Source organism: Bacteroidota bacterium (genome assembly GCA_016183775.1).
Taxonomy (GTDB): Bacteria; Bacteroidota; Bacteroidia; order JABDFU01; family JABDFU01; genus JABDFU01.
In genome coordinates this window covers 1-11,822 of sequence record JACPDY010000139.1, presented here as the reverse complement: position 1 = coordinate 11,822, position 11,822 = coordinate 1, and the positions used below count along the sequence as shown (strand labels likewise).

Below are 11,822 nucleotides of genomic sequence, written 5' to 3'. Positions count from 1 at the left end.
TAGTTTATTAACGTTTTATCAGATAATAAATAACTGATTATTAAATGTTTACAGACTTATAAAGAACTGTGTATACTTATCAACGTTTATTAATTAGTTATCAGTTTTAGTATAAAAGTAGTTCATTGCACTGTGTGATTTATTATATAAGTAATGAATAGAAAATTTCGGAGTGTTAATTATTGATTAGCATGATATAAGTAACGAACAAACAAAATTTTTTATTGGGTAAGATAATAACAACGAAAACAGTATATCAACACCTCTTATGTTGATAAAATTAACAATAAGAATTGAAAAGTCAGTCTAATATTGAGGACTTTTACAGTTATCCAAACTCTATAGAAATGAATAAGTTAAGTGTGGCTTTAGGATCTGATCATGCAGGTTTTGCATTAAAGGAAACATTAAAAAAATACCTGGAAGAAAAGGGGTATACAGTAAAAGATTTCGGAACAGATTCTGAAGAACGGGCAGATTATCCGGATTTTGCCCACAAAGTTGCCACATCAGTTGAAAACAGGGAATCTGAATTTGGCTTGTTAATGTGCGGTAGTGGTAACGGGATAAATATAGCAGCCAATAAGCACAAAGGAATACGTTCGGCACTGTGCTGGAACAGGGAGATCGCTAAACTTGCCCGCCAACATAATGCGGCAAATATAATGAGTTTGCCTGCCCGGTTCATTGATGTGGATGAGGCAAAGGCATGTGTGGATGTTTTTTTTACCACTTCATTTGAAGGAGGAAGACATGCGCAGCGTGTGAAAAAAATTTCGCAGGGATGTTAGGGAAAATTCGGTTATGGATTATTGGTTGTCAATTGTCGGTTGTTTTAGTGCTGTACTCTCATTCTTTAATTTCCCAAAATAAAGAGCCCCTGCAGATTCGTTATGCGAATTCAATTATGGGAGATAATTTACGAAAGCATCTTTCTGTTTTGGCTTCCGATGAATATGAGGGAAGAGAAACAGGCGAGAGAGGACAAAAAATGGCTGCAAGTTATATTGCTGCGCAATTTAAGGAAGGAAGGCTGCGGCCCGGAGTAGGTGATACAAGTTATTTTCAGCGATTTCCGCTGGATGTACAATACAAAAAAGAGGTATTTCTTAAAATAAATAATAAAGATTACGCTGCGGATAAAAATTACCTGGCTTTTTACGGATTAAGCGCACAAATAATTGAAGCTAAAGAAATTGTTTTTGCCGGTTATGGGATTGACGACCTTAATTATTCCGATTATAAAAAAGCAAGTGTTGAGAATAAAGTAGTTATGGTGTTTGATGGAGAACCCATGGACACAGACTCGATTTATTTTGTTTCAAAAACAAAAAAGCTAACTGCATGGTCAACCGGTTTTCGTAAAAAGGAAGAAATTGCAAGAAATAAAAACGCGAAAATATTGTTGGTCGTTGTCGCTAATATTGATTCTGCGTTTAAACAATACAGACATCGCATAGAAGCAAAAAGCATGAAATTGAAAAATGATTCTGTAAAGAAAAAAGAAAAAATACCGGTTATTTTTATATCAAAACAAATGGCCAATATAATGTTAGCTACGAAGGGTGCAGACATTAACAAATGGGAAGAAAAGATCAGCAGCAAAAAAGAAACATTTTCAAAAACAGTAAAAGCAGACATTAAAATAACCATTGCTGTTGATGAAAAAACAGTTAACTCAGAAAATGTTTTAGGTTATATAGAAGGTTCTGATCTGAAAGAGGAATTGGTTGTTTTAACCGCCCATTACGATCACCTTGGAGTTCATGACGGCAAAGTATATAACGGAGCGGATGATGATGGATCGGGCACTGTTAGTGTCATTGAATTGTCCAAAGCCTTTGCCCTTGCAAAAAAAGAAGGGGCAGGCCCGCGCAGAAGTATTTTGTTCATGACCGTTGCCGGTGAAGAGAAGGGGCTGTTGGGCTCTGAATATTATGCTGAAAATCCGGTTTACCCGATGAAAAACACAGTTGTTGATCTGAACATTGATATGATAGGCCGGGTTGATGATAGACACAAGGATAGCGTGGATTATATTTATATAATAGGTGCAGATAAATTAAGCAGCGAATTGCATAAGGTTAGCGAAGATGCGAACAAACAATATTGTAAATTAATGCTTGACTACACGTATAATGATATGCATGATGCGAACCGGTTTTATTATCGCTCCGATCATTATAATTTCGCGAAAAAAAACATACCTGTTATTTTTTATTTTAATGGTACTCATGCCGATTATCATCAGGAAAAGGATGAAATAAGTAAAATAAATTTCGAATTGATGGAAAAGCGAGCCCGGCTGGTGTTTTATACCGCCTGGGAACTGGCGAACCGTAACGAACGCATAAAAGTTGACGTGAAACAATAGCCGGAAATGGAACAACAGGATACTTTTTTAGATGATGCCGAAAAGAAAACGTTTGATGCCGAACATCATCGTAAGCTGCTGTTCAATATCGCGCAGTATGATAAAAAAGTTGTAGATGGTAAAAAGCAATACAGCAACCTGGAGTTGGCCAAAACCCGTGCCGCTGCATTGAAGCACAAGGTCATCGAAAACCTGGAGCGCTACTTAACAGATTTTGAGAGTGCCTTTAAAAAGCGCGGAGGCCAGGTTATTTGGGCTCAGGATGTCGTAGAGGCAATGTCAGAAATAAACAGGATCTTAAAAAAAGCGAATACGAAAACCGTTGTCAAGGCTAAATCAATGACAACGGAAGAAATACACTTTAACCATGCGCTCGAAAAGGAGGGTATTGAAAGCATTGAAACGGACCTGGGCGAATATATTGTACAACTTCGCAAAGAGCCTCCTTATCATATTGTAACTCCTGCCATGCACCTTTCCAAAGAAGATGTGGCTAAAACATTCAGCGAAACACAAGGCACACCAATTAATTGGACGCCACAGGATATTGTGGCGCATGTGCGTAAATTGCTGAGAGAAAAATATACAAAAGCCGAAGCGGGTGTGACGGGCGGTAATTTTTTAATAGCCGACATCGGCGCGGTTGCCGTTACTGAAAATGAAGGTAACGCGCTGAATTCTGTCGCGCACCCTAAAATTAATATTGCTGTTGTCGGGATTGAAAAAATCATCCCGACACTAATGGACCTCGATTTGTTCTGGCCTCTTCTGGCAACACACGGCACAGGCCAGAATCTGACGGTATACAATAATATACTTACGGGTCCTCGTCAGGCCGGAGAGACCGATGGACCGGAAGAGATGTATGTTGTGCTGTTGGATAATGGACGGACAGAATTACTTGCCCAAACAGAACAGCGTCGGGCATTATCATGCATACGCTGCGGAGCCTGTTTGAACGGATGTCCCATTTATAAAAATATTGGGGGACACGCTTACGGAACCACATACAGTGGGCCTATTGGTTCTGTGATCAGTCCGTTCTTTAATGGCATAGATGAGTTTAAACACCTGAGTTTTGCTTCGAGCCTTTGCGGAAAATGCACAGAGGTTTGTCCTGTTAAAATCGACCTGCACCATTTGCTTTTGTTGAACCGTAAAGATTTTGTTGAAGAAGGGCACAAAACCAAATCGGAAGATATTATCTGGTATGCCTGGAAAGCCGCGATGATGAAACGAAAAGCGATGGAAAGGGGGGGGGCAAAAATGAAAAATTTTATTCTAAAGCGGTTCTTCAAAAAAACCTGGGGCGAGCGGAGGGCGCTGCCTACTGTAGCACGCAAATCGTTTAATGAACTATGGAAGGAGCGAACCGGCCTGAAATAATCGGATTCATTCCTTTTTTCCAAATCACACTTTCGGCAATTAACTATCTTTTTCAATCTGCCCTATTCATAAAACAACAATGAGAATCTGGTCGTTACACCCCAAATACCTCTATACCAAAGGCCTTGTTGCTTTATGGCGGGAAACGCTTTTGGCCAAAGATGTGTTGGAAGGCAAGACCAAAGGATATTGGTAGAATACATTTATACTTTAAAAAACCCTTGTACATAATGTCCCGATCAGAAATAAATTTTATAAACGAAAGGATTAAATTTGAGCTGAGAAACAGATCGCGGATAAAAAAATGGATAACAGGTGTTATTGTAAAAGAAAAGCATGAGCCAGGGACGATTTGTTATGTGTTTTGCAGTGATAAATACCTTGTCGGAGTAAACAAAAAATATTTAAAGCACAATTATTACACCGACATTATAACCTTTGATTATGCTGAATCCAAAGCAGGAAAAGGTAATAAAAAGATGATTTCGGGCGATATATTCATTAGCATTGACAGAGTTAAAGAAAATGCACGGCTTTTAGGCACGCAATTTGATGACGAGTTAAGGAGAGTTATAATACATGGGGTACTTCACCTTATGGGTTATAACGATAAAACCAAAACGGGCCAAAAGGAAATGAGACATAAGGAAGATATATATATTAAACATTTCCACTAAATTTAATATTGAATTATTATAAAACAAATTCAAATGAAAAACATCATCACAACAATTATCGCGGTATTATTTATTACAACAGCATATTTTGCTCAGGAAAAAGCCCCAATCCCCAAAGCAGAGTATAAACCAAAACAACCAGCCGCGCCGGCTCCTGTATTGCGCGACGAGGCTTTGTGCAAAGCCTGGAAGCTGATAAGTTACGAACGTTTTAGTGTTGTAAATATGCCCGAAGAAAATCAGAAACAGGACGGGGTGACATATATGACGGATGGCACTGTGTTTTTAACAATGGATGGTGTTGCAAAAACCGGAACATGGAGCAACGATAAAATAAGAGTATGGGTAAATATGGTATTTGATAATGGAGAAAAATACAAGTTTAAAATAGTTACACTTACTGCCGACCAGTTTGAATATATTTACCAGGACAAAGAACTAATGAGTACAAAATATACCTGCGGAGTACAAAAGAAATAAAATTACCTGGATTTACGAACCCTGAATTGCGCCTGAACTTTTCTTGATTCTTTCTGCATCATGGTGGTATATTTTTTCCGGTATCCAAATGTTTCTGTTTTCGGATCAAATGCAATAATTGCGATCGGGAAATCCATGTAATAGTCATCCACGCCCTTTGCTTCCCGCATCAGTTCTATTTCAAATTCAAAAATAAATAACGGAATTGTGTTGATATTGTCCGGAAGATCCGTATTGATCGCGATCAGTCTTTGATAGTAACCCCTTGCAATGATACAAATGGAATATTGCTTGTTGCGATCCAGAACAAATCCGAAATCTTTGTTGCTGTTAACTTTTGCAGAATCTACAATGTTGGCACCTTCGTAGAGATAAACGCTTATGTTCTTTATAAGTACAGAGTTGAAAAAAAAGCCAACAACAGCGAGACAATTTTCTTTATTGTCGTTTTTTTGAGCCCCGGCATGTAGAACGAAAGCGAAACAAAAAATTAAAAAAATGACACGCAATTTTTTCACGGCTTAATATTGACAGGATCTTTGATACAGATGGCTAATTTACAAAAATACGGCTCAAACCAATGGATAGATATACGTATTTTAATGCCGCTGGTTAAAACCAAGTTTCAGTAGCTCCTCTTTAATGGTTTGGGTATATTTTTTATCGTATTCAAAAATTTTACTTTCGGGATCGTAGGCTACCTGAGCAATAGGGAAATCAAGCCAGTAATCATCTACTTTATTTTTTTGTTTTAATAATTCGCATTTAAAGCCAAAAATAAACACCGGTTCGGGTAAAACACCGGGCGGCAAAATGGTTGAAATACTGACCAGGCGGCTATAATAGCCTGTTCTGCTGATAAGAATTGAATATTTTCGGTTCGGTTTTAAAATGAACGCGAATCCCTTTTTGGTATAGGTTTCAACGGAATCGATCACCTGGTTCTCAAGGAACAGGTAGGCCCAAACATTTTTTACATTCTTTTTGTTGTTAAAGGTACCCACAACAGCTAGGCAATCTGCGGTGTCATTTACAAGAGGCTGAGCGCCGGTATAAGTAAAGATAAAAATGAATAGTATAAACAGAAATGATCGCACGTTATTTCAAATTTCAGGTGATCGGTGATCAGTTTTCGGTAATCGGTTAATTAAACTCTGAACAAATTAATAATTAACCTCAATAACATCACTCAACTCACTCTCTGCACCGTTTAAAAATACAGCTTTCAGGGCGTAAAAATAAACATTATTAATTGATGCTTCGGTATCCGTAAAAGAATTTAAGTTGCCCGGTAGAGTTTTATATATGCGAAGCGGATCACCTTTTTTGGATTTGTACAGTATAAAATTCTGAATGCCGGGTTGCTGATATTGCCATTTTAGTTCAATTTTTCGCTCATTCCTATTGGCTGTTGCTGATAAATTGGTAATTTTTTTTCGTAAGCCCGGCTCAAAATGTATTGCGGGAACGTGCCATTGGGAACTGTTTCCACTGCTATCAATTGTGGTTAATGAATATGTGTAAGTATTACCTTCAGCTACTGTGGTATCAGAATAAAATGAAGTTGTATCAGTTACGCTCCATTCTCTTATGATTTTAGTTTTTGCTGGCTGATCCCGATCTTGTCTACCCAATACATATTTATTAACATCATCACTGCTGCTTTTTATCCATTTTATATTTATGCCATTCTTGTCAAACAAAATACTGCTTATTACAGCAGGTGTTGGAGCAGATTTATCGGGACGGGGCAGCTTTACCGGCGCGGAGTAACCGGAATTATTATAAACAAGGTCTACAGCTACAAGAGAATAACAGATATTTCGCGCCAATGTATTAACATTTACTGTATCGGTAAAAACAGTATCAACAATAATTTTTTTTGTAGCTTCAACAAATTCCCCGTCAATACTATTACTCCTGAAAACGCGATATCCCATCAGATCAGTTTCATTATTGGAAATCCATTGCAGCTTAACAATTCCCGAACTGTTAATTGCACCCGACAAACCTTTTGGTATTTGCGGAGGCTCCCGGTCCTCGGGCTGAACCATCGCAGGAAATGAAAATACACTGTCATTACTTAAGCTAATGGCGCAGATTTTATAATAATTAATGTGTTGCGGCTTTTCATCAGTGTATCGCAGGACACCGGGAGGAAGCAATGAAGAATTAATATATTCATAGTTCCCATCGGCTTTAACAGAACGGGTTATCGCAAACCCTTTTAATATTTTAGGATCAATAGAAGCAGGCATTTTCCAGTATAACATTACATGCTTGTTGCCTGTTATATTTATACTGTCAATGACCGGAAAGCCGTCGATCAGAACTTTTGTTTTTACGCTGATGGTATTACCGGGAGGTCCTTCTTCCCCAAAATGTGAAAGCCCGCGAACCCGATAAAAATAAGTTTTGTTAAATTGGGGTACACTATCGCTGTATTCGGCAAAGTTCCGTTCCTTTTCGAATTGAGTATAAGCGAGCACATAAGGCGTTTTGCTGACGGGGGAAAAATTCAAACTGTCCTCACTGCGTTCAATAATATAAGCCCCAAAGTGTTTTTTGTTATTTGCTGCCTTCCAGCGCAAAGAAATTCTTTTATTTCTGAATTTTCCTGAGAGAGAATCAATTTCCGGAAGCCGGGAAAATTTACGCGCATCAACAACGATCATCGCATGTTTGAATGTAATATTTTTTGAAGGGCCGGATAATCTTATCCGGTAGGCGTAAATCGAATCATTGTTAATTACAGAGTCCGTATAGAAAAGACCTGCGGCCTTCGCGATCACTGAGGAATGATCACAGCTAATAAGTGCGAGCCCAAACAATAGTTTATCGGCCGCTTCTTTTTGTTTTGCGTTGGTTTGCGCAGTATTCGACTTGGAATAAATTAAACTGTATAGCAAAGCGGCATTTGGATTTTGTTTTATCAATATTTTCCAATACGCGGTGTCGCTTTCGGGTATGGGTCGGATGGGGGCAGAAGTGAGAAGTGTTGAAGAATGAAAGGCAGGAGTGTCGGGATCATTAGCTGAAGGAAGTTGTATCCGGTCGATTTGATATCCATACTTGTTGCCAAGCGTCCACAATTCTTTATCTGTTGTTGCCCATCTTAACAACACTGTATTTTTTTTGACAAAACATTTTATTGAAATGGAGTTGGGTTGCGCCATTGCTATATGGCCCGCAATAATAATAACAACGGTTGCAAAAAAATTCCGCGATAATATTTTTGACATAGCGATCAATTAATAACAGTACCGCATTGTGTTCCGTACGAGAACGGAATACTGTAAGGCCCGATCTCTGCTCCAAAAACAGTCAACTGTAAACCCACGGCTCCGTTAAAATGAGCAGGCTTAGGTGCCTGTGCCTGCAAAAGCGCAGCGGCCGAAAAACTTAAAATATCCAGGTCCATACTCGGATCCCATTTGCCGATATTAAGTTCGGCATGAACACGTAAATTTCCCTGCAGGCCTAAATAGGCCTGGCCCTGGCAATACCAGCCATTTATCCCTAATTCACTGTTTGTATTGCTGCATTTCGCCTTTGTTCCGTAATCAGTGGCCATTACATCAAAACCAACTACTGCATACAGGAGGTAATTTACATTTATATTATCGTTTCCGAATCTGCCGCTCAGGCCGGTTGTAAAGTTTACACCTAAGGCAAGCCCATTGGCACTTTGCAATGAAATTATATTCCGTGTGCTGCCGATTCCATAATTATTTACTATGCCCGTAACAAGTGGCGGGGGTGGCGGCATTGGCTCAAGGTTGTGTCCCATCATGAAATAGGCACGCACAGCGGCAAAATCAAGCACTCGAACATTTAGTGAATTACTTGGCCGGCCAATACATATATACCATACATTGGGTTCGAAATGGATCAACGCCAGACCTGATCCGTTTATCACGCCCGGAACATTAATATTGGCCTGCATAATGGCATGGAATGATTGATTGGCATTATCATACTCCATATGCATATTGCCATAAATTTTCTGATCGCTGACCGGTTTGCTTTGACGCTCGCTGATAGTGGAAAGAGAAACTACGTTTCCATCCAAAGCAATATTGCTTAATCCGCCGTTGTTATTAATATTTATCGTTAACAGTAAATCTCCGTTAAATACCTTTTCCGATTTAACCGAAGAAAAAGTGACACCTGCCCGAAAACCATATCCGGCATTGGCATCAGGAGCATAATTAACGGGAGTGGTAACATTTTTGGTATTCTTAGAAAGGGCTCCGGCGAGACTAGAAAATCCTGTTGTTGGTTTCAGGTGATAATACATGCCGCCCATGAGGCGTTTTATTTCGGCAATTGAACCAAGCGGAATCGTTGACGATACTATACCATCGGCATACCAATAGCGTAATGTCGGAGTGGAGCCAAAGCCCGCATTCACCGAAATATTAAACGATGAGGGCTTCGCTCGCAGCTCAAACAACAGGCCGCCAAAAAAACCTCTGCCGTACACAGGATCATTTTCTTTATAAGCTATTCCCCCTTTTAAGCGATAGGGTTGTGTTTGTATGTCAAGTCCGATATCGTTTATTGCTGCCCTGTCGAACGACCATGAAATTTTTTGGGGAGGACCGATATTTTCAGCGTTGGCTATCGGAACGGGATTGTTCATTTTTGCTATTACACGGGCTGTCGTAGAAGCCGAAAAGCCAAAATCATTTTTATCCATAAAATTTATGGTTGCTGTAACGTCCAGCTCGGGTTGTTGATTGTTGAGTAAGATACGTATGCTATCAATGCTGCATCCGAAACCGCCTACACTTGCAACGGTGGTTCCTGACAAACCGAAAGTACCTCCTTTAATAAAAGGCTTTTCAGTGGTAATGATCAGTTTCTCAAATTTTAGAGCCGGTGATTTTAAACTTGTATGGTTTACTGTTATGTCGCCATTTAATATCGCAGTCGGGATAAAATGGCCATTTGTTTTAAAAGTTGAAAATGAAGACGTATTATAAATATTTACTTGGGCAGCAAACGCCGGGAAACGGACATTGTTTTTTGGTTGAACTAAAAACGTGTAATCAACTTCTTTACTTATAACATTCTGATACATACCCGCCGTGTATTTTAAAGTGGAAACACTATCCATCACAGGCAGTTGAACTTGTCCGGATATGGACGAACCATTTATCCGGTTGCTGATAAAATTAATGGCGAGTTGATCAACAGAGAATGGCCAGCCACTCATGCTTCCTTCGCTAAGTGAAAACAAATTGTTTACACCAATGCTGCCGGAGATCCCGGTTTTGTCAATCAAAAAAGTGTTTGCAGAAACTTCTATCCGGTTTCCTCCTTTCGACAGCTCAGGCGGGAGCTTTACTTTTAGTTCACGTATGTAAAACCCGGTCCACATTACAGGATTGATCCCTCCTGTATTTGGATAGCCCTTTGGAAAAAGAATGCCGGGGACGTTTGCTATTTCACTCAGATCAACTGCGGCATCTTTAACAGTGAACGAAAAATCTTTCAGCCCGTTTATACAGAACGGGCTTATGCTCACATCCGCCACAAAATTATGTAGATCGTTTGTGATCAGCTGAAAGCCGGCCGTAACAAATTTTTCATGTGTTTGAGTTGTGTCGGGCAGCAGCATTCCGGGGGCGAATTCAAAGTAGCCTTTAAGACTTACCGAACGGAATCCATTGCAATCCCATTCAACATAATTTGTTCCGTCGGGCTTAAGGTGCAGCGTTATATCGGGACCAATTTTAATACGGTGTTCGCTAACCAGCATCAATCGGGTAAGCGGACCGGCCACCACACCTTTTGGATTGAACGATAAATTTTTGGCGGCAAAGGCAAGCGGAATTGCAGATCCGGGAAGTTCGATCGCCATGTAGGCACTGAAAAACGCTCCGTTCGGACGAAAAACGCCGCTGTCAATGGCAATAATGTATTTTGTTACACCAATTTCTTTTACAATGCCAATTGGCAATGAAGCCATCGCATTCGGATCAAGTTTGCCGACCAGTTTATTTTTTGTTTCAACATCTTTTGCAGTGGAAATAACCTTTTGCGCATAAGGACTCAGGGAATCGGATTGGGATAAGCAATCCCGGGGTGATAGTAATGAAAGGAATAGTACATAAATGAATATATGGCCTATTGGCGGAATGGGTGAGCGAAAGGGAAAAAAAGACAAGTTCATAAATTATGTACGATGTTAGTACATGGTCTAAATTTAAAAATATTTGTATAGCCGCTTCGTCATGCCTCAGTATTCCAGTTGGTATTCAGATAATATAAGCCCTTCGGCTTATACGGATTTATATATTTTATAAGCAATGCATTTAGAAACTGTTTAAAATTTATCTATTTGAAATGTTATATGTCGCCCCTGCCTGCCTGCAGCTACCGTGTGGACACATCTTTTTCAATTTTGAAATCCCGAAGGGATGGCATTATTGTAGAAAGATATCGCCAGCACGGTGAAGAAACCCGAAGGGTTGACATTATTTTATGTCACCCTTTCAGGGTTTAATTTATTTTCTTGCAAATTTATTCTACAATAATATCACACCTTCGGTGTTTTTTTAATCGAAATCAATATATTCGATTAAAAATTATACATATTTGTGCCCACACCGTAGCTACCGGCAGGCAGGCCTACAGGGCTTTAAAAATTATTTGTTATTTTTTTCTACCAAGATTCCATCCCTACGGGATTTTAATAGCTCCGTTAGGAGCGAAATCCTGGTAGAAAATTAAAACTCAATGATTCGAAGCCCCATCGGGGCGGCATAACATTTATTCAAATAATACCTCGAGGCTCTGCCTCGGGGTGTGCGTGAGCTAAAGCATTACATTTGCATTATGAGTGAACATATTCATAAGCGTCATAATAAAAGTTTGCTGTTGTATCACATGGTTTC

The 11,822-nt window shown here is 39.4% G+C and carries 9 protein-coding genes; 5 read left to right on the top strand and 4 right to left on the bottom strand.

All coding sequences use genetic code 11. The features are described 5' to 3' along the window. The first annotated feature begins 347 nt into the window (after positions 1-347). From rpiB to HYU69_15835, 5 genes are all read left to right on the top strand, one after another. On the top strand, positions 348-791 hold the full coding sequence (gene rpiB / locus HYU69_15855; GenBank protein ID MBI2271816.1) for a ribose 5-phosphate isomerase B: 444 nt from the start codon (positions 348-350) through the stop codon (positions 789-791). After that, positions 785-2,374 carry a M28 family peptidase gene (locus HYU69_15850; GenBank protein MBI2271815.1) on the top strand — a complete coding sequence of 530 codons (1,590 nt, stop codon included), beginning with the start codon at positions 785-787 and terminating at the stop codon, positions 2,372-2,374. Before rpiB ends, HYU69_15850 begins: the two co-directional genes overlap by 7 nt. A gap of 6 nt (positions 2,375-2,380) precedes the next feature. After that, on the top strand, positions 2,381-3,760 hold the full coding sequence (locus HYU69_15845) for an iron-sulfur cluster-binding protein (GenBank protein ID MBI2271814.1): 1,380 nt from the start codon (positions 2,381-2,383) through the stop codon (positions 3,758-3,760). Between the two features lie 230 nt (positions 3,761-3,990). Continuing rightward, a complete protein-coding gene (gene ybeY / locus HYU69_15840; protein MBI2271813.1) occupies positions 3,991-4,437 on the top strand; it encodes an rRNA maturation RNase YbeY in 447 nt (148 codons plus the stop codon). 33 nt (positions 4,438-4,470) lie between these two features. Beyond that, positions 4,471-4,917 (top strand): hypothetical protein, encoded by a 447-nt coding sequence (locus HYU69_15835; GenBank protein ID MBI2271812.1) that lies wholly within the window; start codon positions 4,471-4,473, stop codon positions 4,915-4,917. A 2-nt stretch (positions 4,918-4,919) separates the two neighbouring features. Here HYU69_15835 and HYU69_15830 read toward each other — a convergent pair whose 3' ends face one another. The 4 genes from HYU69_15830 to HYU69_15815 all read right to left on the bottom strand — a co-directional run bounded on the left by HYU69_15830 (position 4,920) and on the right by HYU69_15815 (position 11,098). After that, positions 4,920-5,435, bottom strand: a complete 516-nt coding sequence (locus tag HYU69_15830; protein MBI2271811.1) for a hypothetical protein — start codon at positions 5,433-5,435, stop codon at positions 4,920-4,922. Positions 5,436-5,516: 81 nt separating this feature from the next. Then, positions 5,517-6,014: a hypothetical protein gene (locus HYU69_15825; GenBank protein MBI2271810.1), complete on the bottom strand. Its 498-nt coding sequence runs from the start codon at positions 6,012-6,014 to the stop codon at positions 5,517-5,519. Positions 6,015-6,080: 66 nt separating this feature from the next. Beyond that, the gene (locus HYU69_15820; GenBank protein ID MBI2271809.1) at positions 6,081-8,159 is read right to left on the bottom strand and encodes a hypothetical protein; all 2,079 of its coding nucleotides are present in this window, start codon (positions 8,157-8,159) and stop codon (positions 6,081-6,083) included. Positions 8,160-8,164: 5 nt separating this feature from the next. Continuing rightward, the gene (locus HYU69_15815; protein MBI2271808.1) at positions 8,165-11,098 is read right to left on the bottom strand and encodes a hypothetical protein; all 2,934 of its coding nucleotides are present in this window, start codon (positions 11,096-11,098) and stop codon (positions 8,165-8,167) included. Positions 11,099-11,822 lie beyond the last annotated feature (724 nt).

What these genes read in the sequence shown, in the direction of transcription:
- rpiB (MBI2271816.1), top strand. Translation starts at nt 348, where the DNA reads ATGAATAAGTTAAGTGTGGCTTTAGGATCTGATCATGCAGGTTTTGCA.
- HYU69_15850 (MBI2271815.1), top strand. Translation starts at nt 785, where the DNA reads ATGTTAGGGAAAATTCGGTTATGGATTATTGGTTGTCAATTGTCGGTT.
- HYU69_15845 (MBI2271814.1), top strand. Translation starts at nt 2,381, where the DNA reads ATGGAACAACAGGATACTTTTTTAGATGATGCCGAAAAGAAAACGTTT.
- ybeY (MBI2271813.1), top strand. Translation starts at nt 3,991, where the DNA reads ATGTCCCGATCAGAAATAAATTTTATAAACGAAAGGATTAAATTTGAG.
- HYU69_15835 (MBI2271812.1), top strand. Translation starts at nt 4,471, where the DNA reads ATGAAAAACATCATCACAACAATTATCGCGGTATTATTTATTACAACA.
- HYU69_15820 (MBI2271809.1), bottom strand. Translation starts at nt 8,159, where the DNA reads ATGTCAAAAATATTATCGCGGAATTTTTTTGCAACCGTTGTTATTATT.
- HYU69_15815 (MBI2271808.1), bottom strand. Translation starts at nt 11,098, where the DNA reads ATGAACTTGTCTTTTTTTCCCTTTCGCTCACCCATTCCGCCAATAGGC.